24 protein-coding genes, 1 tRNA gene and 1 pseudogene are annotated in these 22,642 nt (G+C 72.1%); 16 read left to right on the top strand and 10 right to left on the bottom strand.

The window, feature by feature from the left end; all coding sequences use genetic code 11:
* Positions 1-15 precede the first annotated feature (15 nt).
* Entirely contained in the window at positions 16-1,257 is a 1,242-nt protein-coding gene (locus ACFYX4_RS12675; protein WP_389330394.1) for an amidohydrolase, read from the top strand.
* Positions 1,258-1,289: 32 nt separating this feature from the next.
* On the opposite strand, the gene ACFYX4_RS12670 is transcribed toward ACFYX4_RS12675, so the two are convergent.
* From ACFYX4_RS12670 to ACFYX4_RS12655, 4 genes are all read right to left on the bottom strand, one after another.
* Positions 1,290-1,622: a DUF3140 domain-containing protein gene (locus ACFYX4_RS12670; protein ID WP_389330391.1), complete on the bottom strand. Its 333-nt coding sequence runs from the start codon at positions 1,620-1,622 to the stop codon at positions 1,290-1,292.
* 139 nt (positions 1,623-1,761) lie between these two features.
* On the bottom strand, positions 1,762-2,244 hold the full coding sequence (locus ACFYX4_RS12665) for a Dps family protein (protein WP_389330388.1): 483 nt from the start codon (positions 2,242-2,244) through the stop codon (positions 1,762-1,764).
* On the bottom strand, positions 2,241-2,498 hold the full coding sequence (locus ACFYX4_RS12660) for a WhiB family transcriptional regulator (RefSeq protein ID WP_389331685.1): 258 nt from the start codon (positions 2,496-2,498) through the stop codon (positions 2,241-2,243). Before ACFYX4_RS12660 ends, ACFYX4_RS12665 begins: the two co-directional genes overlap by 4 nt.
* A gap of 109 nt (positions 2,499-2,607) precedes the next feature.
* A complete protein-coding gene (locus ACFYX4_RS12655; protein WP_389330385.1) occupies positions 2,608-3,444 on the bottom strand; it encodes an alpha/beta hydrolase in 837 nt (278 codons plus the stop codon).
* A gap of 156 nt (positions 3,445-3,600) precedes the next feature.
* Between ACFYX4_RS12655 and ACFYX4_RS12650 the strand changes: the two genes are divergently transcribed.
* Both ACFYX4_RS12650 and ACFYX4_RS12645 read left to right on the top strand, forming a co-directional pair.
* Positions 3,601-4,788 carry a thiolase family protein gene (locus ACFYX4_RS12650; protein ID WP_389330383.1) on the top strand — a complete coding sequence of 396 codons (1,188 nt, stop codon included), beginning with the start codon at positions 3,601-3,603 and terminating at the stop codon, positions 4,786-4,788.
* A gap of 70 nt (positions 4,789-4,858) precedes the next feature.
* Complete coding sequence (locus tag ACFYX4_RS12645; protein WP_389330380.1) at positions 4,859-5,626, top strand: sulfite exporter TauE/SafE family protein; 768 nt, start codon at positions 4,859-4,861, stop codon at positions 5,624-5,626.
* A 16-nt stretch (positions 5,627-5,642) separates the two neighbouring features.
* Here the strand turns inward: ACFYX4_RS12645 and cobF are convergent, their stop codons facing one another.
* Both cobF and ACFYX4_RS12635 read right to left on the bottom strand, forming a co-directional pair.
* On the bottom strand, positions 5,643-6,416 hold the full coding sequence (cobF, locus tag ACFYX4_RS12640; protein WP_389330377.1) for a precorrin-6A synthase (deacetylating): 774 nt from the start codon (positions 6,414-6,416) through the stop codon (positions 5,643-5,645).
* Between the two features lie 53 nt (positions 6,417-6,469).
* On the bottom strand, positions 6,470-6,991 hold the full coding sequence (locus ACFYX4_RS12635; RefSeq protein ID WP_389330374.1) for a DUF309 domain-containing protein: 522 nt from the start codon (positions 6,989-6,991) through the stop codon (positions 6,470-6,472).
* Positions 6,992-7,089: 98 nt separating this feature from the next.
* Between ACFYX4_RS12635 and ACFYX4_RS12630 the strand changes: the two genes are divergently transcribed.
* The 4 genes from ACFYX4_RS12630 (at position 7,090) to ACFYX4_RS12615 (ending at position 9,928) form a co-directional block, all read left to right on the top strand.
* Positions 7,090-7,166, top strand: a tRNA-Pro gene (locus tag ACFYX4_RS12630).
* Positions 7,167-7,266: 100 nt separating this feature from the next.
* Positions 7,267-7,839 carry a TetR/AcrR family transcriptional regulator gene (locus ACFYX4_RS12625; protein ID WP_389330371.1) on the top strand — a complete coding sequence of 191 codons (573 nt, stop codon included), beginning with the start codon at positions 7,267-7,269 and terminating at the stop codon, positions 7,837-7,839.
* A 149-nt stretch (positions 7,840-7,988) separates the two neighbouring features.
* A complete protein-coding gene (locus ACFYX4_RS12620) occupies positions 7,989-9,167 on the top strand; it encodes an acyl-CoA dehydrogenase family protein (protein ID WP_389330368.1) in 1,179 nt (392 codons plus the stop codon).
* 2 nt (positions 9,168-9,169) lie between these two features.
* Positions 9,170-9,928 (top strand): SDR family NAD(P)-dependent oxidoreductase, encoded by a 759-nt coding sequence (locus tag ACFYX4_RS12615; RefSeq protein ID WP_389330365.1) that lies wholly within the window; start codon positions 9,170-9,172, stop codon positions 9,926-9,928.
* Between the two features lie 39 nt (positions 9,929-9,967).
* Here the strand turns inward: ACFYX4_RS12615 and ACFYX4_RS12610 are convergent, their stop codons facing one another.
* Positions 9,968-10,753: a GntR family transcriptional regulator gene (locus ACFYX4_RS12610; RefSeq protein WP_389330357.1), complete on the bottom strand. Its 786-nt coding sequence runs from the start codon at positions 10,751-10,753 to the stop codon at positions 9,968-9,970.
* Positions 10,754-11,016: 263 nt separating this feature from the next.
* Between ACFYX4_RS12610 and ACFYX4_RS12605 the strand changes: the two genes are divergently transcribed.
* The 5 genes from ACFYX4_RS12605 to ACFYX4_RS12585 all read left to right on the top strand — a co-directional run bounded on the left by ACFYX4_RS12605 (position 11,017) and on the right by ACFYX4_RS12585 (position 16,045).
* Positions 11,017-12,036 (top strand): sugar ABC transporter substrate-binding protein, encoded by a 1,020-nt coding sequence (locus ACFYX4_RS12605; RefSeq protein WP_389330354.1) that lies wholly within the window; start codon positions 11,017-11,019, stop codon positions 12,034-12,036.
* Positions 12,036-13,112 (top strand): ABC transporter permease, encoded by a 1,077-nt coding sequence (locus ACFYX4_RS12600; protein WP_389330351.1) that lies wholly within the window; start codon positions 12,036-12,038, stop codon positions 13,110-13,112. The genes ACFYX4_RS12605 and ACFYX4_RS12600 overlap by 1 nt, the downstream gene beginning before the upstream one ends.
* A 5-nt stretch (positions 13,113-13,117) precedes the next feature.
* Positions 13,118-14,032, top strand: a complete 915-nt coding sequence (locus ACFYX4_RS12595) for an ATP-binding cassette domain-containing protein (RefSeq protein WP_389330348.1) — start codon at positions 13,118-13,120, stop codon at positions 14,030-14,032.
* A gap of 20 nt (positions 14,033-14,052) precedes the next feature.
* Entirely contained in the window at positions 14,053-14,637 is a 585-nt protein-coding gene (locus ACFYX4_RS12590; RefSeq protein WP_389330345.1) for a GNAT family N-acetyltransferase, read from the top strand.
* Between the two features lie 163 nt (positions 14,638-14,800).
* Positions 14,801-16,045 carry a serine hydrolase domain-containing protein gene (locus ACFYX4_RS12585; RefSeq protein WP_389330342.1) on the top strand — a complete coding sequence of 415 codons (1,245 nt, stop codon included), beginning with the start codon at positions 14,801-14,803 and terminating at the stop codon, positions 16,043-16,045.
* Positions 16,046-16,089: 44 nt separating this feature from the next.
* On the opposite strand, the gene ACFYX4_RS12580 is transcribed toward ACFYX4_RS12585, so the two are convergent.
* Together ACFYX4_RS12580 and ACFYX4_RS12575 are read right to left on the bottom strand one after the other, a co-directional pair.
* Positions 16,090-17,094: a Gfo/Idh/MocA family oxidoreductase gene (locus ACFYX4_RS12580; RefSeq protein ID WP_389330339.1), complete on the bottom strand. Its 1,005-nt coding sequence runs from the start codon at positions 17,092-17,094 to the stop codon at positions 16,090-16,092.
* Between the two features lie 90 nt (positions 17,095-17,184).
* Complete coding sequence (locus ACFYX4_RS12575) at positions 17,185-17,961, bottom strand: SDR family oxidoreductase (RefSeq protein WP_389330336.1); 777 nt, start codon at positions 17,959-17,961, stop codon at positions 17,185-17,187.
* Between the two features lie 143 nt (positions 17,962-18,104).
* Between ACFYX4_RS12575 and ACFYX4_RS12570 the strand changes: the two genes are divergently transcribed.
* Positions 18,105-19,139 carry a LacI family DNA-binding transcriptional regulator gene (locus ACFYX4_RS12570; RefSeq protein ID WP_389330333.1) on the top strand — a complete coding sequence of 345 codons (1,035 nt, stop codon included), beginning with the start codon at positions 18,105-18,107 and terminating at the stop codon, positions 19,137-19,139.
* Positions 19,140-19,177: 38 nt separating this feature from the next.
* Here ACFYX4_RS12570 and ACFYX4_RS12565 read toward each other — a convergent pair whose 3' ends face one another.
* The gene (locus tag ACFYX4_RS12565; RefSeq protein WP_389331682.1) at positions 19,178-20,341 is read right to left on the bottom strand and encodes a Gfo/Idh/MocA family protein; all 1,164 of its coding nucleotides are present in this window, start codon (positions 20,339-20,341) and stop codon (positions 19,178-19,180) included.
* Between the two features lie 132 nt (positions 20,342-20,473).
* Between ACFYX4_RS12565 and ACFYX4_RS12560 the strand changes: the two genes are divergently transcribed.
* From ACFYX4_RS12560 to ACFYX4_RS12550, 3 genes and pseudogenes are all read left to right on the top strand, one after another.
* Positions 20,474-21,481 (top strand): LacI family DNA-binding transcriptional regulator, encoded by a 1,008-nt coding sequence (locus ACFYX4_RS12560; RefSeq protein WP_389330330.1) that lies wholly within the window; start codon positions 20,474-20,476, stop codon positions 21,479-21,481.
* Between the two features lie 59 nt (positions 21,482-21,540).
* Positions 21,541-22,053, top strand: coding sequence for a GntR family transcriptional regulator (locus ACFYX4_RS12555; RefSeq protein WP_389330327.1), 513 nt, complete (start codon positions 21,541-21,543; stop codon positions 22,051-22,053).
* Between the two features lie 127 nt (positions 22,054-22,180).
* Positions 22,181-22,441: pseudogene (locus tag ACFYX4_RS12550) on the top strand (MFS transporter); the annotation flags it as partial.
* Between the last annotated feature and the right edge of the window lie 201 nt (positions 22,442-22,642).

Below are 22,642 nucleotides of genomic sequence, written 5' to 3'. Positions count from 1 at the left end.
GGAGAGGGCGTCGTCATGAGCGAGCCGGCCGTCGTCGCACGTCTCACCCGGGAGGCGACCTCCGGGCTGAGCGCGGCGGACCTGGAGGAGTTCTACCGGGATCTGCACCGCCACCCGGAGCTGTCGTTCCAGGAGCACCGCACGGCGGCCCGCCTCGCGGCCCGGCTGCGGGCGGCCGGGTACGAGGTGACCGAGGGCGTCGGCCGCACCGGCGTGGTCGCCGTGCTCGCCAACGGCGACGGGCCGGTGGTGTGGCTGCGCGGCGACATGGACGCGCTGCCGGTGCGGGAGGCCACCGGCCTCTCCTACGCCTCCGCCGTCGAGGGTCTGATGCACGCCTGCGGCCACGACCTGCACATCACCTGGCTGACCGGGGCCGCCGAGGCGCTCGCCGCCGCCCGCGACCTGTGGGCGGGCACGCTCGTGGTGGTCGGGCAGCCCGCCGAGGAGGCCGGGGGCGGCGCTTCGGCGATGGTCGCCGACGGCGTGCACGAGCGCTTCCCGCGCCCCGACGTGCTGCTGGGCCAGCATGTGACCCCGGGACTCGTCGGGTTCTACCCGCACACCCCGGGGCTGACCCTGTCGGCCTCCGACGAGATCGACATCGTCGTGCGCGGCGTCGGCGGGCACGGGGCGCGGCCGGAATCGACGGTCGACCCGCTGGTGACGGCCGCGTACGTCGTCACCCGGCTCCAGACGGTCGTCTCGCGCGAGACCGCGGCGAACCGGTCCGTGGTGCTGACGGTGGGTCAGTTCCATTCCGGGACCAAGCCGAACATCATCCCGGAGGAGGCGCGGCTGTCCCTGAGTCTGCGCACGCAGGACACCAAGGTGCGCGAGCGGGTCATCGCCGCCGTCCGGCGGATCGTGGAGGGGGAGTGCGCGGCGGCCGGCTGCCCGGAACCGCCCGAGATCGCGCACATCCCGGGCTATCCGGCCACCGTCAACGACGTGGCGCTCGACGAGGAGATCGCGGCGGTGCACCGCGAACTCCTCGGAGCGCACACGGTGTTCGACTTCGGCCAGGTGATGGGCAGCGAGGACTTCTCCCTGCTGGCGCCCGAGGGCGTCCCGTACGACTTCTGGTACGTGACGTCGACGCCGGCCGAGGTCTGGGAGGCGGCGCCGGGCGAGGAGTTGACGGAGAAGTTCGTCAACGTGCCCGGCAACCACAGCCCGTTGTTCGCCCCGGACCTGTCCGTGGTCCTGCCGGGCGTACGGACGCTGGTGTCGGCCGCGTTGAGCCGACTGGCCTGAGCCGCCGACCGGAGCGGCTCAAGGGGTGAGCGTCACGGCTTGAGCGGGTCGTGTCCGACGGTCATCAGACGGTGCCGCAGCCGGGTGTCGTCGGCATCGGGCTCGTTCTCCAGGTCCGTCTGCGCGGTCACCGTGTCCACGACCCGGTGCATCACGCGCAGGTCGTCGTCGGTGAGGTCGGTGCGCCGCTTCTGGAGGATGGCCAGCACATGCTGGCCGGTCGGGGTCCCCGCCTCCTCGGGCAGCGGCTCCGCGTTCTCGTCGGCGTCCCGCACCCGCAGCCAGGCGGCGAGTTCCTGCGAGGTCATGTTCACGACGCGGTGGAAGTCCTCCCACAGCGCGTCGAGTTCGAGGGCGTCGGTCATGTGGTGCCCCTCCGTCCATGGGCCGGGCGCCCTGCCGTCGTCATGTCGGCGGCGAGGCGTCCGGCCCGGTGTCGTTCGTCGTGCGTCGTTCGTTGTGCGTCAGCAGGTCACTGCGTCGGCAACTCGGTGCGTCAGCAGGTCAGTCGTCGTGCGGCCAGTTCTCCGCCTCGAACATCCACCGCTGCTTCTCCAGGTCGGCCGTGATGGCGATCAGCAGGTCCTGCGTGACCGGGTCGGCCTTCTCGGTCGCCTCGATGCGCTCGCGCAGCCGTCCGATCGCCGCCCCCAGGGTCTCCGAGATCACCTGCACGACGTCCTCGTCGCGTACCCAGCCGTCCTTCGGGGCCGGCAGGGTGAACGCCGAAGCGATCGTCTCGGGCCGGCCGTCGGGCGGCAGGCCGAGCGCCGCGGCGCGTTCGGCGACGGTGTCGGAGAAGGTGCGGGCCGTCGAGACCACCTCGTCCAGCTGGAGGTGGATCGAGCGGAAGCGGGGGCCCACGATGTTCCAGTGGGCCTGCTTGCCGATCAGTGAGAGTCCCAGCAGGTCGACGAGAGTGCTCTGCAACGCATCGAAGGTGACCTGACGGGCCGGTTCGGGCAGCGGGCTCTTCACGACAGTCATACCGAGGTTCTCCTTCTCGCGTCGTCACGTGCGGTACGGAGCAGTGCGGTGCGTTCGTCCTCGTCGGTCCCGCCCCAGACGCCCGAGGTAGGGGCGCTGCCCAGGGCGAAGGCCAGACACGCGGCGGTCACCCGGCAGCGCGCGCAGACGCGTTTGGCGTCCGCGGCGTCCCTCAGGGCGGGGCCGGACGTGCCGACGGGAAAGAACAGCTCGGGGTCCTCGCCCACGCAGGCGGCACTGCGCAACCACTCCATGAGGGCGCGGGTGCCCAGGGCCGACACCCGCAAACACGCGCTGTCCTCGCGAAATGGGCCGGTCGGCGCGGCCTTGGGCGCGGCCTTGAGTGAGGGTCCGGGCGAGGTCCTAGGAGAGGGGCCGGGCGAGGGCCTCGTCGAGGAAGCGGGTGAGGTCCGCGAAGACCTCGGACCGGTTCGTCTCGTGGAACACCTCGTGCCGCGCGCCGGGGTAGACCCGCTCGGTCAGCCGCCCGCCGCTCGTCACCCCTTCCCGCCCGCCGCACAGCCGCTCCACGCCCACGCGGCTGCCCTCGACCGGGACCAGCCGGTCGTCCGCGCCGTGCAGCCACAGCACCGGCAGCGGGCCGACGTCCCCGTGCTTCTCGACGGTCTCCAGGGTCCGTACGAACGCCTCCAGCGTCGGCCGCTTCATCGGCCCGTGCCACACCAGCGGGTCGGCGGCGTACGCGGCGCCCACCGCCGGGTCCCGGGAGAGCGCGGCCGGGCTGACGGGCGTGTCCGGGATCGTCTCCAGGGCGAGCAGCCGTCCCGGCAGCTCCCAGACGCCGACGACCGGCCCGGACAGCACCAGCGCGGCGAGGCCCTCGCCGTACCGCTGCGCGTACCGGGCGGCGATCAGGCCGCCCATCGAGTGGCCGACCAGCACCACCGGCAGCCCGGGATGCGCGGCCCGCGCGAGCGTGGCCGCGGTGTGCACGTCGGTGACCACGTCCTCGAAGTCCTCGATCAGCACGCGCTCGCCCGCCGACCTGCCGTGACCGACGTGGTCCACGGCGAAGACCGCCGCGCCGTGCCCGGTCAGGACGGCGGCCGGCTCCTCGTACCGGCCGGCGTGCTCGCCGTAGCCGTGCACGAGGAGGGCGATGTACCGGGGCCGTCCGGCGTGCGGCCACGCGTGGGCGGTCAGCGGGCCGCGGGTGCCTGTGAGGGCGTGCTCGGTCATGTCCTGCCTCCGGCTGCGTCGGTTGCGTCGGTTGCGTCGGCTGCGTGGGCTGCGTCGGTGAAGGCCGTCGGGAGATCTTCCCAGGGGTCCGCGGGGCGGTCTATAGTCCGAAACTAGCAGTGCTAATTAAGGTCGTCCCCGGTCAGGAGTCCTGTCGTGCGTCCCGTCCACTTCGCGGCCGCCCGCCGCACCCCCATCGGAAGGCTGCGCGGCGCCCTGTCCACCGTGCGCCCCGACGACCTCGCCGCCGCCGTGGTCCGCGCCCTGGTCTCCGAGGTGCCGGCCCTCGACCCCGCCCGCGTCGACGACGTCTACTGGGGCGCCGCCAACCAGGCCGGCGAGGACAACCGCAACGTCGCCCGGATGGCCGCCCTCCTCGCCGGCCTCCCCGAGACCGTCCCCGGCGCCACCGTGAACCGGCTGTGCGCCTCCGGGATGGAGGCCGTCACCGCCGCCGCCCGCACGATCGCCGCCGGCGAGGCCGACATCGTGATCGCGGGCGGCTCCGAGTCGATGAGCCGCGCACCCTTCGTCCTCGCCCGCCCCGACGAGGCCCTCCCGCACCGCGTCGAGACCGTCGACACCCGGCTCGGCTGGCGCCTGGTCAACCCGGCGATGAAGGAGCTGCACGGACTGCTCGCCATGGGCGAGACGGCCGAGGAGGTCGCCGACCGGTACGGCGTCTCCCGCGAACGCCAGGACGCCTTCGCCCTGCGCAGCCACCAGCGCGCCGCCCTGGCCCGGAAGGACGGCCACTTCGACGACGAACTCCTGCCCGTCACCCGCCCCGACGGCGTCCTCGTCGACGCCGACGAGAGCATCCGCGAGGACACCTCGTACGAGAAGCTCGCCGGCCTCAAGCCCGTGTTCCGTTCCGGCGGCACGGTCACCGCGGGCAACGCCTCCCCGATGAACGACGGCGCGGCCGGGCTCCTCCTCGTCAGCGAGGAGGCCCTGAACGACCTGGGCCTTGAGTCCCTCGGGCGCTATGTCGCCGGGGCATCCGCCGGCGTCCACCCCGACGTGATGGGCATCGGCCCGGTCCCGGCCACCCGCAAGGCGCTGGCGCGCGCCGGATGGAGCGTGGACGACGTCCGGGAGGCCGAGTTCAACGAGGCGTTCGCCGCCCAGGCGCTGGCCTGCGTGGACCAGCTGGGCATCGACCCCGACCTGGTCAACCCCAGCGGCGGTGCGATCGCCCTCGGCCATCCGCTGGGCTGCTCGGGAGCCCGCATCCTCACGACGCTGCTGCACCGGATGCGCAGGACGGGCGCGGACCGCGGGCTCGCGACCATGTGCGTGGGCGTGGGACAGGGGAGCGCGGTGCTGGTGGAGCGGCACTGAGCCGCCACACGATCACCTGGCGAGACAGTGTCGAGGCGGGCCGTTCGATGCATCTAGCATCGGTCTCCGCATGGACACGATCACGCACCTCAGCGGCTGGGAGTTCGCCGCGCTCGCCGGCGCCGCCCTCCTCGTCGGCTTCTCGAAGACCGCCGTCAGCGGAGCCAACACGGTCAGCCTGGCGATCTTCGCCGCAGTCCTGCCCGCCCGCGCCTCCACGGGCGTGCTGCTGCCGATCCTGATCGCCGGCGACGTCCTGGCCGTCCTCACCTACCGGCGGCACGCCCACTGGCCCACCCTGTGGCGGCTGTTCCCGGCGGTCGCGGCCGGCGTCGTCGCCGGCACGGTGTTCCTGGTGTGGGCCGACGACGCGATCGTGCGGACCTCGATCGGCGCGATCCTGCTCTTCATGGCGGCGGTCACACTGTGGCGCAGGCGCACCGCCGACTCGACGGACGAGCCGGACGCAGTGGTCACCCGGGCCGGCCGGATCAAGGCCCGCTCCTACGGCGTCCTCGGCGGCTTCACCACCATGGTCGCCAACGCGGGCGGCCCGGTGATGTCGATGTACCTGCTGTCGGCGGGCTTCCGCAAACTCGGCTTCCTCGGCACCTCCGCGTTCTTCTTCCTGATCGTCAACGTCTCCAAGGTGCCCTTCAGCGTGGGCCTCGGCCTCATCGACGGCCGCTCGCTGCTCCTGGACGCCGCGCTCGTCGCCTTCGTCGTCCCCGGGGCGCTGCTCGGCAAGTGGGCCGTGGACCGCATCAACCAGCGTCTCTTCGAGCAGCTCGTGATCGCGGCGACCGTGCTGGGCGGCCTTCAGCTGCTGCTCCGCTGATTACGTGATCCGCTGATCAGGCGTCGCCGGGGCGGCGGCGCAGCAGATACGTGTCCATGATCCACCCCTTGCGCTCGCGCGCCTCCGCCCGCAGCCGCTCGATACGGGGCCCGGCCTCGGCGATCGGCCCGGAGACGAGGATCTCGTCCGGGGTGCCGATGTAGGCGCCCCAGTAGATGTCGACGTCCTCGTCGGCGTACCGCCGGAAGGTCTGGTGGGCGTCGAGCATGACGACCACGTCGTCCGCCCCCTCCGGGAACCCCTCGGCGAGCCGTCGCCCGGTGGTGATCTGCACCGGCCGGGCCACCCGGTTCAGCCCGGTTCTGTGCCGCGCCACGAGCGCCGAGACGCTGCTGATGCCCGGCACGACGTCGTACTCGAACACCACCGCGCCCCGCGCGAGCACCTCCTCCAGGATGCCCAGCGTGCTGTCGTACAGCGCCGGATCGCCCCAGACCAGGAACGCGCCGCTCTCGTCCTCGCCGAGCTCCTCGGCGATCAGCCGCTCGTAGATGTCGGCGCGGGCGCTGCGCCAGTCGCCGACGGCCGGTGAGTAGGCGGCGCCGTCCGCGCTGCGGTCCCGCTCGGGATCGCGCGCCTCGACCACCCGGTACGCGCCCTCCGGCACATGCGTCCGGAGCATCTCCCGGCGCAGCCCGGTCAGGTCGCTCTTCACCTCGCCCTTCTCCAGGACGAAGAACACGTCGGTGCTCCGCAGGGCCTTGACCGCCTGGAGCGTGAGGTGGTCGGGGTCGCCCGCGCCGATGCCGATGACATGAATCTTTCGCACGATCACGAGTCTGCCGCACACCACTGACAGTGACCGCGCCGCGGGTGCGCGTCTCAGCGCAGCCGGGGCGCCGACCCCCGCGCGTCCGCCGCCGCGCCGGTCAGCTCCACGTCCTGCGCCAGCCCGCGCGCCCACCGGGCGAGCCCGTCGAGGTCCATCCCGTACGGCCGGGCCTCGCCGCCGTCCGCCGCCCACTCCTGTACGGCCGCCGCGCCGCGCCGCAGCAGCCGCGCCCCGCCGGTGACGTTCCCCCGGGCCGCGTGCGTGAGTCCCACCGCGAGCTGGGCGAGCCCGCGCCACAGGGCGCGTTCCTCCTCGGGGCCCGACTTCCAGGCGTCCTCGAACACCTCGTGCGCGTGGAACGGCTTCCCCGCGTCCAGCAGCGCCTGCGCCTCGGCGACGGACTCCTCGGGCGCCCGCACGACGCCCTCCGGCTGGCGTTCCACGCCCGGCGCGCCGTACGGCAGGGGCCGGCCCAGCCCGTCCCGCGGCCGGGCGTTGCGCGCCCGCCCCTCCTCGTCCCGGTCCCGTGCGCCGACGGACCGGCCGCCGCTGTCGCCTCCTGTGCTGCCCATACGGCGATTGTCCCGCGCCGCCGCTGCCTTCGGAGCACCGCCCCGCGTGGGGTAAAGTGCTCTTCGCGCGATCCCGCGGAGCTCCGCGGGAAGCGCACCGGGACGTGGCGCAGCTTGGTAGCGCACTTGACTGGGGGTCAAGGGGTCGCAGGTTCAAATCCTGTCGTCCCGACCAGCGACATCGCAGGTCGGAAGCCGTCTTCTCCGTCGGGGGAAGGCGGCTTCGGTGCGTCAGGACCGCCGTGCGTCGGCGAGGGCGCGGATATTCTGGGATCATGCCCTCCTCCCGCCGTACCGCCCGACAGGCCGATCTGCTGGAAAGACTCGTCGCGCTGCTGGCCGCGGAGGGCTTCTCCGATCTCACGCTCGACGACCTCGCGGAGCGGCTGCGCTGCTCGAAGACGACGCTGTACCAGCTGGCGCGAAGCAAGCAGGGGCTGGTGGTGGAGGCCGTCAAGCACTACTTCCGGGGGGCCACCGAGGCCGTCGAGAAGCGGGTCGCCCAGACCGACGACCCCTCGGACCGCGTGCGTGTGTACCTGACCGCCGCGGCCGAGCAACTGCGCCCGCTCTCCCGGCGGTTCCTCGACGACGTGGCGGACTTCCCGCCCGCGCGCGAGGTGTACGAGGCCAACACCCGGATGGCCGCGGAGCGGGTGCGCCGGCTGATCGCGGAGGGCGTCTCGGACGGCGCCTTCCGCGAGGTGCACGCCGCGTTCGTCGGCGAGGTCGCCGCCGTGACCATGCGGCAGATCCAGCAGGGCGAGCTGAAGGCGCGCACAGGGCTGAGCGACGCCGAGGCCTACGAGCAGCTCGCGTCGCTGATCGTGCACGCCGTCTCATCCTGAGGTCTGAGGTCTGAGGTCTGACGTCCGAGGTCTGACCCGGCCACGTCTGGCTCCGGCGTATCTCCTTGCCGTACGGTGAATGATACGTTCGTACGCACTCCAGTATCGTTCTCAGTATCACTTCCCGCACTACCTCCGTGGAGGTCACCATGCCTGCCACTCGCGCCCTGCCGACCGAGGAAGCCGTCGAGCTCATCCAGCTCACGCGCACCCTCGCCGCCAAGGAACTCGCGCCCAGGGTCGCCGACGCGGAGGCGGACGGGGCCTTCCCGCGCGACGTCTTCCGCACCCTCGGCCGCAGCGGGCTGCTGGGGCTGCCGTTCGCCGAGGAACACGGCGGGGCGGGCCAGCCCTACGAGGTGTACCTCCAGGTGCTGGAGGAGGTCGCCGCGGTCTGGTCCAGCGTCGCCGTCGGCATCTCGGTGCACGCGCTCTCCTGCTTCCCGCTGGCCCGCTTCGGCACCGAGGAGCAGCGGCGCGAATGGCTGCCGGACATGCTCGGCGGCGAACTGCTCGGCGCGTACTGCCTGTCCGAGCCGCACGCCGGCTCCGACCCGGCGGCCATGCGCACGCGTGCGGTGCGCGACGGGGACACGTACGTCCTCAACGGGGCCAAGGCGTGGACCACGCACGGCGGATACGCCGACTTCTACACCGTCATGGCCCGCACCTCCGACGACCGCACCCAGGGCATCTCCTGCTTCCTGATCCCGGCGGACACCCCGGGGCTCAGCGCCGACCCGCCGGAGCGGAAGATGGGGCTGACCGGGTCGGCGACCGCCACCATGCGGCTCGACGACGTCCGGGTGCCCGTCGGGCGGCGGATCGGGGAGGAGGGGCAGGGCTTGAAGATCGCGCTGGCCTCGCTGGACTGCGGCCGTCTCGGCATCGCCGCCGTCGCCACCGGACTCGCCCAGGGCGCCCTCGACCACGCCGTGCGCTACGCCCGTGAGCGGGAGACCTTCGGCAGGCCGATCATCGAGCACCAGGGGCTCGCGTTCGTCCTCGCCGACATGGGCGCGGCGATCGAGTCGGCGCGCGCCACCGCCCTGGCCGCCTCCCGGCTGAAGGACCTCGGTCTGCCCTTCACCCGCGAGGCGTCCATCGCCAAGCTCGTGGCCACCGACAACGCCATGAAGGTGACCACGGACGCCGTGCAGGTCCTCGGCGGGTACGGGTACACGCGCGACTTCCCCGTCGAGCGCTACATGCGCGAGGCGAAGGTCATGCAGATCTTCGAAGGAACCAATCAGATCCAGCGCATGATCATCTCCCGTGCGCTGGACCGGAGCGAGGGCGGTGTGCTCACCGTCCTCGGCAAGGAGTGATGATGCAGCTCGAGAACACCGCCGCCCTCGTCACCGGCGGTGCGTCCGGCCTCGGCGCGGCCACCGCCGGGGCGCTCGCCGAGCGGGGCGCGAAGGTCTTCGCCCTCGACCTCAAGGACGGGATCGACAAGGCCCCCGAGGTCGACGGCGTCACCTACGTCCCCGCCGACGTGACCGACCCCGAGCAGGTGCGCGCCGCCGTCGCCGTCGCGGCCGGCTCCGGCGTCCCGCTGCGCACGGTCGTCAACTGCGCCGGCATCGGCCCGTCCGCGCGGGTCCTCGGCAAGAAGGGCGTCCACGACCTGGGCCTGTACGCCAAGGTGATCCAGATCAACCTGATCGGCACCTTCAACGTGCTCGCCCTCGCCTCCGAGGCCATCGCCGCGACCGAGGCCGACGAGGAGGGCCAGCGCGGCGTCATCGTCAACACCGCGTCCATCGCCGCCTACGACGGGCAGATCGGCCAGGCCGCCTACTCCTCCTCCAAGGGCGGCGTCGTCGGACTGACCCTGCCCGCCGCCCGCGACCTCGCCCAGTACGGCATCCGCGTGTGCACCATCGCGCCGGGCATCGTGGAGACGCCGATGCTGGCCACCGTGTCGGAGGAGTTCCGCGCCTCGCTCGCGGCCGGCGTGCCCTTCCCGCAGCGGCTGGCCCGGCCCGAGGAGTACGCCAAGCTCGCCCTGGCGATCGTCGACCACGACTACCTCAACGGCGAGACGATCCGCATGGACGGCGCGCTGCGCATGGCGCCCCGGTAGCAGGCGTCCCGGCAGCCGGTGCCCCGGTAGCCGGTTCCTTCACGGTCTGACCAGCAGCTGGAAGTCGAACGCGTACCGGGACGCGCGGTAGATGTGCGTCCCGTACTCGACCGCGCGGCCGGTGTCGTCGTACGCCGTGCGCTGCATGGTCAGCACGGCCGCCCCCGCCTTCTCGGTGAGCAGGGCGGCCTCCTCGGCGGTCGCCGAGCGGGCGCCGATGGTCTGACGGGCGCTGTGCAGCGTGATGCCGGCCTCGCGCAGCATCCGGTACAGGCCCGTCGACTCCAGCCGGGGCGTGTCGAGGTCCAGCAGGGCCGGGGGCAGGTAGTTGCACAGGAACGCCACCGGCTGGCCGTGCGTCGAGCGCAGCCGCTCCAGGAGCGTGATCTCCGCGCCCTCCGGGATCCCCAGCGCGGCGGCGACGTCGGCGGTCGCCGGCACCCGCTCGTTGCGGACGACCTGCGTGGCCGGTCCCTGCCCGGCCGTCTCCAGGTCGTCGTAGAGGCTGCTCAGTTCGAGCGGCCGTTTCACCTGGCTGTGCACGACCTGGGTGCCCACTCCGCGCCGGCGCACCAGCAGGCCCTTGTCGACCAGGGACTGGATGGCCTGACGGACCGTCGGGCGGGACAGGCCCAGCCGTGTCGACAGGTCGATCTCGTTGCCCAGCAGGTTGCCGGGGGCGAGCGCGCCGTGTTCGATCGCCTCCTCCAGCTGCCGCGCGAGCTGGTAGTAGAGCGGCACGGGGCTGGTGCGGTCCAGGGTGAAGGGCAGTGCGTCGAGCGGGGATCCGGAGGCGGCGCGGGAGCGGGCACCGGTCTTCGCCATCGAGGCACCTCCTGGGACGGTGGGTGACGCCCTTGCACATGGGGTAGGTCGCACGGGGTAGATCGCCCCTCAGGTGTAGAGCCCGGCGGCCTTCACTGTCAATGGTTTGTTCTTACATTCGGACCTGAGTGTGAAATGATGTCTTAACAAAGCATTGACAGTGGACTCCGCAAGGGATTGGATCCCGTCCCAACAGCGCAGCAGTCCCGACCGCTCCAGGTCCGGGCCGTCGTTCCCCCGTCGCACAGTGAGGTGCCGGAAAGATGGACAGCTCGTCTCCCGCCCGCTCCCGCAGAATCGCCCCGGTCGTGGCCATGGCCGCGGCGGTGGCCCTGACCCTCGCGGGCTGCTCCAGCAGCTCCGGCGGCAAGAAGGCCGAGGAGGGCGCGGACGGCGCCTCCGCGGGCAAGGCGAACACACCGCAGATGACGGTGGCCCTCGTGACCCACCAGGCGTCCGGCGACACCTTCTGGGACATCGTGCGCAAGGGCGCCGAGGCCGCCGCCGCCAAGGACAACGTCAAGCTGATCTACTCCAACGACCCGAACGCCGGCAACCAGGCCAACCTGGTCCAGAACGCGATCGACCAGAAGGTCGACGGCATCGCCGTCACGCTCGCCAAGCCGGACGCCCTCAAGGACGTCATAGCCAAGGCGAAGGCCGCGAACATACCCGTCGTCGGCCTCAACTCCGGTGTGAGCGACTGGAAGAAGCTCGGCCTGCTGGAGTTCTTCGGCCAGGACGAGACCGTCGCCGGCGAGGCCCTCGGCAACAGGCTGAACACGGAAGGCGCCAAGAAGGCCGTCTGCGTCATCCAGGAACAGGGCAACATCGGTCTCACCCAGCGCTGCGACGGCGTGAAGAAGACCTTCTCCGGCACGACCGAGACCCTGTACGTCAACGGCACCGACATGCCGTCCGTGAAGTCGACGATCACCGCCAAGCTCAAGCAGGACAGCGCCATCGACTACGTCGTCACCCTCGGTGCCCCGTTCGCGCTGACCTCCGTGCAGTCGGTCTCCGAGGCCGGCTCCAAGGCGAAGATCGCCACCTTCGACCTCAACAAGGAGCTGACCGGCGCCATCGACAAGGGCACCATCCAGTTCGCGGTCGACCAGCAGCCCTACCTCCAGGGCTACTTGGCGATCGACTCGCTGTGGCTCTACAAGAACAACGGCAACTACATGGGCGGTGGCGAGCAGCCGGTGCTGACCGGCCCGGCCTTCGTCGACAAGACCAACGTCGACGCGGTGGCCTCGTACGCCGCGAAGGGCACCCGGTGATGAGCATGGCCCGGCATGCCGAGCCGGCGGTGACCTCACCGCCGGCCTCCGGCCCGCAGCAGACCGACGGCCGGACTTCGCAACGCCCCCTGGCCCTGCGGCTGTTGGCCCGCCCCGAGGTCGGCGTCTTCCTCGGCGCCGCCGCGGTGTACGTGTTCTTCCTCGTCGCCGCGCCGCCGGTGCGCGAGTGGAGCTCGATGGCCAACATCCTGTACCAGTCGTCGACCATCGGGATCATGGCACTGCCCGTGGCCCTGCTGATGATCGGCGGCGAGTTCGACCTCTCGGCCGGCGTCGCCGTCATCACCTCGGCGCTCACCGCGAGCATGCTCAGTTACCAACTGACCATGAACGTATGGGTCGGTGTCGTCGTCGCGCTCCTGGTCTCCCTGGGCATCGGCGCGTTCAACGGCTGGATGCTGGTGAAGACCGGGCTGCCGAGCTTCCTGGTCACCCTCGGTACCTTCCTGATCCTCCAGGGCGTCAACCTCGCCGTGACCAAGCTGATCACCACCAACGTCGCCACCGACGACATCAGCGACATGGACGGCTTCAGCCAGGCGAAGAGCCTGTTCGCCTCGTCCTTCGAGGTCGGCGGCGTCCAGGTGAAGATCACCATCGTCTGGTGGCTGCTCTTCGCGGCACTGGCCACCTGGGTGCTGCTGCGCACCAAGTACGGCAACTGGATCTTCGCGGTCGGCGGCAACAAGGAGTCCGCGCGGGCCGTCGGCGTGCCGGTGACCTTCACCAAGATCTCGCTGTTCATGCTGGTCGGCTTCGGCGCCTGGTTCGTCGGCATGCACCAGCTGTTCACGTTCAACACCGTGCAGTCCGGCGAGGGCGTCGGCCAGGAGCTGATCTACATCGCCGCGGCCGTCATCGGCGGCTGTCTGCTCACCGGCGGCTACGGCTCGGCGATCGGACCCGTCTTCGGCGCGTTCATGTTCGGCATGGTCCAGCAGGGCATCGTCTACGCCGGCTGGAACCCCGACTGGTTCAAGGCCTTCCTCGGCGTGATGCTGCTCGGCGCCGTCCTGATCAATCTGTGGGTACAGCGCACAGCGACTCGGAGGTGACCCCCATGACGACCGACAAGACCGGCACCCACGGAGCCGTCCTCGCCGACACCCCGTCCGGAGGCGGGGAGCACCCCCTCGTCGAACTGCGCAACGCGGGCAAGTCCTACGGCAACGTCCGCGCCCTGCACGGAGTCAGCCTCGCGGTGCGCCCCGGCAACGTGACGTGCGTGCTCGGCGACAACGGCGCGGGCAAGTCCACGCTGATCAAAATCATCTCGGGGCTGCACCAGCACACCGAGGGCGAGTTCCTCGTCGACGGCCGGCCGGTGCGGTTCTCCACTCCGCGCGAGGCCCTCGACCACGGCATCGCCACCGTGTACCAGGACCTCGCCACCGTCCCGCTGATGCCGGTGTGGCGGAACTTCTTCCTCGGCTCGGAGATGACCAAGGGCCCCTGGCCGATCCGGCGTCTCGACATCGCGACCATGAAGAAGACCGCCGACGAGGAACTGCGCAACATGGGCATCGTCCTCGACGACCTCGAACAGCCCATCGGCACCCTCTCCGGCGGCCAGCGGCAGAGCGTCGCCATCGCCCGCGCCGTCTACTTCGGGGCGCGCGTCCTCATCCTGGACGAGCCCACCGCCGCGCTCGGCGTCAAGCAGTCCGGGGTGGTCCTGAAGTACATCGCCGCCGCGCGGGATCGCGGCCTCGGCGTCATCTTCATCACCCACAACCCGCACCACGCCTACATGGTCGGCGACCACTTCAGCGTGCTGCGTCTCGGGACGATGGAACTCTCCGCCGACCGCAGCCAGGTCAGCCTGGAGGAACTCACCAACCACATGGCGGGCGGCGCCGAACTCGCCGCGCTGAAGCATGAGTTGGCCCAGGTGCGGGGCGTCGACGTCGAGGGGCTGCCGGAGGAGGGGGATCTCACCGCACCGGTGGCGGGCGCCGGGGGCGGGAAGGACTGAGGTCACCTATTCTCGTCGGCATGTTCGACACCGAAGTCCGATTGGGGGCCGCCGCCACCGCGACGGCCCCCGCCCTTGTGCTCCGCCCCTGGCGCCCGACGGACGCCGCCGCCCTGACCGAGGCCTACCGCGACCCCGTGCTGCGCCGCTGGGTGAGCGGGGACGTCCGGGACGAGGCGGACGCGGTGCGCTGGCTGCGCGTGCAACAGGAGGGCTGGGCTTCGGGTCAGCGCCTCGCGTTCGCCGTCCTCGAAGCCCATCAGGACGGCGGGGAAGGGGCGTTGGCCGGGCAGGCGGTGCTGAAGGCTCCCGCCGGGCAGACGGTGTTCAGGGCTCCTGAGACTCCTGGTGGCCCCTCGGCCGAGGTCGGGTACTGGACCGCAGCCCACGCGCGCGGCCGGAGCGTGGCCCCGCGCGCACTGAGCGCGCTGACGGACTGGGCCTTCACCGCCTTCCCCCACCTGACGCGCCTCGAACTCCTCCACCAGACCGCCAACACGGCGTCCTGCCGGGTCGCGGAGAAGTCCGGCTACGCCCTGGAGTCCGTCCTGCCGGCCGCACCGCCTGACTATCCCGGGACAGGGCATTTGCACGTGCGGAGGTAGCGGCAGGCATTCGCTGCCCCGTCCCCGTCCCCGTCCCCGTCCCCGTCGACAGGCGGTGGCGCGGGGGCGCTTCTATGCTGAGGGTTGATGGGCCGCATGCGGCTCGTGCCCGTTGGTGCGGCTGTGGCCTGCGGCGTTCGTCTCCTCGTGGAGGAGTGAGCCGATGACGCGTCCGTGTATTCGACTGCGCCGGGGAATCCTCGTCGCCGCCGCGGTGGGAGCGTTGGTCGCGCCGACGGCCGGCGGGGGAGCCGCTGCCCCGCCGTCGGCCGAGGGCGACCTCGCGACCCGGCCCTCGCCGTCCCCCTCCGGGGGAGAAGTGCGCGCGCTGACCCCCGAGGTACAGCAGCAGATCGACCAGGCCGTCCAACAGGTCCTGAAGGAGGCGGGCGTTCCCGGTGTGAGCGTCGGCATCTGGACGCCCGACGGGGGCGAGTACGTGAAGTCCTTCGGCGTCGCCGACAAGGACACCGGCCAGAAGATGACGCCGGACCTGTACACACGCATCGGCAGCGAGACCAAGACGTTCACCGTCACCGCCGTCCTCCAACTCGTCGACGAGGGACGGATCGGCCTCGACGACACCATCGACAAGTACGTCCAAGGCGTGCCGAACGGCGACAAGATCACCCTGCGGCAACTGGCCGGCATGCGCAGCGGGCTGTTCAACTACTCGGAGGACGAGGACTTCTTCAAGGCCCTGACCTCCGATCCGCAACGCCCCTTCACCCCGCAGCAGTTGCTCGACTACTCCTTCAAGCACCCCGTGCTGTTCCCGCCGGGCGAGAAGTTCTACTACTGCAACACCAACCTGATCCTGCTCGGCCTGGTCGTCGAGAAGATGAGCGGTGAGCCGCTCGCCGAGTACATCCAGGACCGCGTCCTCGACCCGGTCGGGCTGAAGCACACCCTCTTCCCCACCGGCAACGAGTTCCCGAGCCCGCACGCCCAGGGCTACACGAACCAGACGGCCACCGGGAAGGTCGAGAACTCCACCGACTGGAACCCCTCCTGGGGCTGGGCGGCCGGCGCGATGATTTCCCGCCTGGAGGACCTGCGCGTCTGGGCCCGCACCGTGGCCACGGGCCAACTGCCCGACGGCGGCAGGCTGATCAGCCCCGCCACGCAGAAGCAGCGGCTGATCACCCCGCCCACCACGATCCCGGGCGCGGGCTACGGACTCGGCATCTTCGACGTCCAGGGCTGGATCGGCCACAACGGCTCCCTGCCCGGCTACGAGTCCCTGACGATCTATCTGCCGTCCGCGCGCACGACCCTCGTCCTGGTGCTGAACACCGACATCGGGCACGACAACGAGGAGCCCAGCACCCTCTTCGGCGACGCGATCACGAAGATCATCTCGCCGGAGCACGTGTTCAACCTGCCGGCCCAGCCGGCGTCCAGATGAACCGGCGACCGGATGAACCGGCGTCCAGATGAGGCCGGTTCAGATCAGACCCTGCGGACCTCCGCGATCGTCACCGGACGGTGCTCGCGCAGCGACAGCGTGCACGCCTCCGCGATCCAGCCCGCCTCGAGGGCGTCCTCGATCGTGCAGGGCGAAGGCCGTGAGCCGGCCACCACCTCGGTGAACGCGGTGAGTTCGGCGCGGTAGGCGGCGGTGAAGCGGTCCATGAAGAAGTCGTGCGGCGGACCGGCCGGGAAGGTCACCCCGGGCTCCACCGACCGCAGCGGCAGCTTGTCCTCGAGGCCCACCGCGATGGAGTCCTGGAAGCCGTGGATCTCCATGCGCACATCGTAACCACGGGCGTTGTGACGGGAGTTGGAGACCACCGCGATGGTCCCGTCGTCCAAGGTGAGGATCGCGCCGGTGGTGTCGGCGTCGCCCGCGGCCTTGATGAAGTCGGCGCCCCGGTTCCCGCCGACCGCGTACACCTCGGTCACCTCACGGCCCGTGACCCAGCGGATGATGTCGAAGTCGTGCACCGAGCAGTCGCGGAAGATGCCGCCCGAGGCGGCGATGTACGCGGCCGGCGGCGGCGCGGGGTCCAGCGTGGTCGAGCGGACCGTGTGCAGCGTGCCCAGCTCGCCGGAGGCCACCGCGGCGCGGGCGGCGACGAAGCCGGCGTCGAAACGGCGGTTGTAGCCGATCTGGATCGGCACCGCGCTGCCCCGCACGGCCGTGAGGACCTCGACGCCCTCGCTCATGGTCCGGGCGACCGGCTTCTCGCAGAAGACCGGCACGCCCGCCGCCACGGCGGCGAGGATCAGACCCGGGTGGGCGTCCGTCGCGGCGGCGATCACCACGCCGTCCACGCCGGCGGCGAGCACCGCCTCGGGGGAGTCCGCGACCTCGGCGCCGAACCGCTCGGCGGCGGACTTCGCGGCCTCCGCGAACGGGTCGGCGACGACGAGCGACTCGACGGCGTCGAGTCCGGAGAGGGTCTCGGCGTGGAACGCGCCGATACGGCCGAGGCCGAGGATTCCGATGCGCATGGGGGTGCAGCTCCTTGAGGGGTCGTACGGGGAGGGGGCCAAGCAGGGGAAGTGAGCGGCGGGCGGGCGGCGGGAAGGCGCTCCGCCGTCCTAGTCCAGGCCGCCGAGCACGTTCTGGTCCCAGTCGATCACCGATCCGGTGACCACGCCGGACCGCTCGGACAGCAGGAACACCACGAAGTCGGCGATCTCGTCCGGCTGCCCGAGCTTGCCCATCGGCAGCCGCGCCGCCGCCTGCTCGCGCCAGTCGTCCCCGGCGCCGTGGAAGGCCCGCTGGGTCGCGTCCTCGCCCTCGGTCGCCGTCCAGCCGATGTTCAGCCCGTTGACGCGGACCCGGTCGAAGCGGTGGGCGTGCGCCGCGTTGCGGGTCAGTCCGATCAGCCCGGCCTTGGCGGCCACGTACGGCGCGAGGAACGGCTGACCGCCGTGCGCCGACGAGGTGATGATGTTGACGACCGTGCCGGGCGCGCCCCGGCCGACCATGTCCGCGACGGCGGCCTGCATGGCGAAGAACGGCGCCTTGAGGTTGATCGCGATGTGCTGGTCGAACAGTTCGGGCGTGGTGTCGAGGAGGGTGCCCCGGGACGTCAGCCCCGCGGAGTTCACCAGGCAGTCGATCCGGCCGTACGCCTCCACCACGCGGGTGACGGACGCCTTCGCCTGCTCGGCGTCGGCGAGGTCGGCCCGGACGAACAGCGCCTTGCCGCCCGCCGCGGCCAGCTCCGCCGCCAGGGCCTCACCGGGTTCGGGCCGCCGGCCGGTGACCGCCACCGTCGCGCCCTCCCGGACGGCGGCCCTGGCGATCGCGGCGCCCACGCCCTGGCTGCCGCCGTTGACGAGGACGACCTTGTCGTCGAGAAGTCCCATGGGCTCGGGAGTCCTTTCAGCTGTCGCCGCGCTCGGCCGGTCCGCGGTGCGAGGCGGCTCTGTCATTGTTGTCAGTACAAACCTCTCGAACAACCGGCAGTGATCCATCAAAAACCCCTCAACGACACCCCCAGGAGTGGACCGTGGGCCATCCCTTCCCGATCCGTGAGATCGCCCGTCAGGCGGGTCTGAGCGAGGCCACCGTGGACCGGGTGCTCAACGGCCGGGGAGGGGTGCGCGCCTCCACCGAGCAGGAGGTGCGCCGGGCCATCGCCGACCTGGACCGGCAGCGCACGCAGGTCCGGCTCGTCGGCCGCACCTTCATGGTCGACATCGTGATGCAGGCGCCCGAGCGGTTCACCACCGCGGTGCGGGCCGCGCTGGAGGCCGAACTGCCCGCCCTGCACCCGGCCGTGCTGCGCTCCCGCTTCCACTTCCGCGAGACCGGTCCCGTCGAGGAGTTGGTCGCGACCCTGGACCGGATCGCCCGCCGCGGCTCGCAGGGCGTCGTCCTCAAGGCGCCGGACGTCCCCGAGGTCACGGCGGCGGTCGGCCGGCTCGCCGCCGCCGGCATCCCGGTCGTCACCCTCGTCACCGACCTGCCCGCCAGCGCCCGCCTCGGCTACGTCGGCATCGACAACCGGGCCGCCGGGGCCACCGCCGCCTACCTCATGGGCCAGTGGCTGGGCGAGCGGCCCGGCAATGTGCTCACCAGCCTCAGCAGCGGGTTCTTCCGCAACGAGGAGGAGCGCGAGATGGGCTTCCGCAGCGTCATGCGCGCCCGGCACCCCGAACGCGCCCTCGTCGAGATCACCGAGGGGCAGGGGCTGGACGCCACCCAGTACGACCTCGTCCGCGCCGCCCTCGAACGCGACCCGGACATCCGCGCCGTCTACTCCATCGGCGGCGGCAACAACGCCACCCTGCGCGCCTTCGAGGGCCTCGGCCGGGAGTGCGCCGTGTTCGTCGCGCACGACCTCGACCACGACAACACCCGCCTGCTGCGCGAGCACCGGCTGTCCGCCGTCCTCCACCACGACCTGCGCCAGGACATGCGCGAGGCCTGCCACGTCGTGATGCGGGCGCACGGCGCGCTGCCGCCCGCGGGGCCGGTGCTGCCCTCCGCGATCCAGGTGGTGACGCCGTACAACACCCCGCCCCAGGCGACGGTCGGCTGACGGTGGTCCCCGGCGGCGGGTCAAGGAGACCGGGCGGATCAGCTCCCCGGCCGCACCTCGGCCCACGCCCCCGTCTCCGCCGAGCGGGTCATCGCCTCCAGGGCGGCCGCGCTGTGCACGGCGTCCGTGAGGGTGGTGCCGTACGGCCGGCCCTCGGCGATCGAGCGCAGGAAGCGGTACGCCTCGATGACCTTGAGGTCGTCGTAGCCCATCGCGTTCGCCGCGCCCGGCTGGAACGCGCCGAACTCGCCCGCGCCCGGACCGACGTACACCGTGCCGACCGGCTGGTCCTGGTACGTCGTGCCGCGGCTGACGCCCAGCTCGTTCATACGGCGGAAGTCCCAGAACACCGCGCCCCGGGTGCCGTGCACCTCGAAGCCGTAGTTGTTCTGCTCGCCGACCGAGACCCGGCAGGCCTCCAGGACCCCGCGCGCGCCGGAGGCGAACCGCAGCAGACAGCTGACGTAGTCCTCGTTCTCGACGGGGCCCGGCTCGCCGCCGGTGGCCAGGGTGTGCCCGGCGGTCGCGCCGGCCGGACGCGCGCGTTCGGGGATGAAGACCGCGGTGTCGGCGGTGAGGGAGGCGATGTCGCCGAGCAGGAAGCGGGCGAGGTCGACACCGTGCGAGGCCAGGTCGCCGAGGACCCCGCTGCCGCCGCGCTCCCGCTCGTAGCGCCAGGTCAGAGCGCCGTCCGGATGGGCCGCGTAGTCGCTGAAGAGACGGATGCGGACATGGGTGACGGCGCCGAGCTCCCCGGCGGCGATCAGCTCGCGGGCGGCCTCGACGGCGGGCGCGTTGCGGTAGTTGAAGCCGACCGCGCCCCGCACGCCCGCGCGTGCGACCGCGTCCGCGACCGCGCGGGCGTCGGCGGTCGTGAGGCCCACCGGCTTCTCGATCCAGATGTGCTTGCCGGCCTCGGCCATCGCGACGCCGATCTCGCGGTGCAGGAAGTTCGGCGCGGTGATGCTGACGGCCCGCACGCGCGCGTCGGCGGCGATGTCACGCCAGTCGCGGGAGGCCGAGGCGAACCCGTAGCGCGCGGCGGCCTCCTCGGCCCGGCCGGGCACGTCCTCGGCGACCGCGACCAGCTCCGGCCGCACGCCGAGCTGCGGGAAGTGATGGAGCACGCGCGCGTACGCCTGGGTGTGCACCCGGCCCATCCAGCCGAACCCGACGACGGCGACACCCAGCGCATCCACCATGCCCATCACGAGCCTCCTTGGACCGGTCCAGACGTTGTCCAGGCCACCCTGAAGTCGGCTGTCCAGTGGTGTCAACCCTTTGACAGGCCGTACGGGGTCATGGAACGGTCCAGTCATGGAACGGCCCACAGCATGAGACCGCCGACCATCCGTGACGTCGCCGACCGCGCCGGAGTGTCCAAGTCGCTGGTCTCCCTCGTCCTGCGCGGCTCGGACCAGGTGCGCACCGAGAAGCGGGAGTCCGTCCTGCGGGCCGTACGCGAACTGGGCTACCGGCCCAACGCGGCGGCCCGCAGCCTCAGCGAGCGACGCACGCGCACGGTCGGCGTCCTCCTGAACGACCTGCGCAACCCCTGGTACGTCGACCTCCTCGACGGCCTCGGCTCCCTGCTGCACGCGAGCGGTCTGCACATGCTGCTCGCCGACGCCCGCCTCAACCGCCGCGTCGGCCACGACCTCGCCGGGCCCTTCCTGGACCTGCGGGCCGACGGCCTGGTCGTCGTCGGCACGCTGCCCGACCCGGCGGCCCTCGACGCGGTCGCCGCGCTCATGCCGGTCGTCGTCGCGGGGGCCCGCGAACCGGTGCCGGCGGGCGTGGACGTCGTCGCCAACGACGACGAACGCGGGGCCCGTCTGGTCACCGAGCACCTGATCGGCCTCGGGCACCGCCGGATCGCGCACCTCGCGGGCTTCGGCGCGGTCGGCGAGCTGCGCCGGCGCAGCTACGAGGCGACGATGCGGGCGCACGGGCTGGCGGAGTTCACGACGGTCGAGAGCTGCGACATGACCGAGGAGGGCGGTCATCGCGCCGCCGTCCGGCTGCTCGCCCGCCCGGACCGGCCCACCGCCGTCTTCGCCGTCAACGACATCGCCTGCGTCGGCGCCCTGTCGGCGGCCGAGGAACTCGGCCTCGGCGTGCCGCGCGACCTGTCCGTGGCCGGCTACGACGACACCAGCGTCTCCCGGCTGCGCCACCTGTGGCTCACCACCGTCGACCCCGCCGGGCACGAGGTCGGCCGCCGCGCCGCCCGCTGTCTCCTCGACCGGCTGGAGCGGCCCGGGGGAGAGGGCGGCGTCCACCTGGCCGCGCCGACGCTGAAGGTGCGGGGGACGACGGCCGCGCCCCTCCGGCCGTCTTGACCGGCGCATGACCCGCACGTGACTGGCGGGCCCGCCGGGGTCCGGCGATCGTGGAGATCATGGCGGACCCCACCACGGCAGACGCCGGGCCGCACCGGCACGACAGCCGCGTGGCGATCCTCTTCGGCGGTGTCTACCGGGTGCGGGTGGTGACCGTGGACGAAGCGGTCGCCATCACCGAGTGCCGCATGGTCCTCGAGGGGCTGTGCGCGGCGAAGGCCGCCGTCGCGGCCAGCGACGAGCAGCTGGTCGAGCTGACCGACATCGGCACCGCCATGACCAAGGCGGTCGCCGACGGCGAGCCGCTCACCTACTCCGACCTCAACCACGAACTGCACGTCCGCATCCGGGAGTTCTCCGACCAGCGGACCGCGCAGCAGCTGCTGGAGCGGCTGAACGCCCAACTGGTTCGGCACCGCTTCCAGTTGGCGCTGAGGCCGGGGCGTCCCCAGCACTCCCTGAACGAGCACCTGACCATGATCGAAGCGATCCGGGCCAGGAGGGATCCACAGGCGGCCGAGACGGCCGTCCGCGCCCACCTCACCAGCGTGATCGACGCGCTGCGCGGCTAGGCATCCGCCGACGCCGCAGCGGCGGCCGTGGCCGTGGCCGTGACCTGGCCGCGGTCGCGGCACGCGACACGCGGGGGCGGGCGCTCACCCGTCACGCTGCCGCTGCTGTTCGCGCCGGTGCTCGCGAGCTTCCTGCCCCATCCGGTCCGACCCCGGCAACCACGCCACCGCCGTCGGCTGGACCTCCGGCATGGGCCGCTTCGGCGCGGTCTTCGGCCCGTGGCTCGGCGGCCGGCTGCTCGCCGCGGGCAACGGCGACTGGGGCTTCACGGCTTTCGCCCTGGCCGGCGTCTCCTCCATGGTCTTCATCGGCATCGCCGTCCTGCGCGGCTCCACGTCGGCCGACGGCCGAGGCAGGCCGCAGGAAAAGCAGTTGGCCGCACATTGAGCATCCCGGGCAGCCGGTCAGGGGCTGCCCGGGACCACCGCGCCCGCCGGCCCGGCGCATTCCGTCCCGCCGGCCCGGCGCATTCCGTCCCGCCGGCCCGGCGCATTCCGTGCGGGGCGCCCTTGCTCCGATCCGCGCGCGGCGCGACCATTGCCTGCTGCCACAGGGCTCGAGACGGACGGGACAGAGGGGGACGGCGAT

Origin of the sequence: Streptomyces sp. NPDC002328 (assembly GCF_042890065.1) — a bacterium.
In the GTDB taxonomy this organism is placed as follows: Bacteria; Actinomycetota; Actinomycetes; order Streptomycetales; family Streptomycetaceae; genus Streptomyces.
The sequence above is the reverse complement of the archived record's forward strand: the minus strand, read 5'-3'. Positions and strand labels throughout refer to the sequence as shown.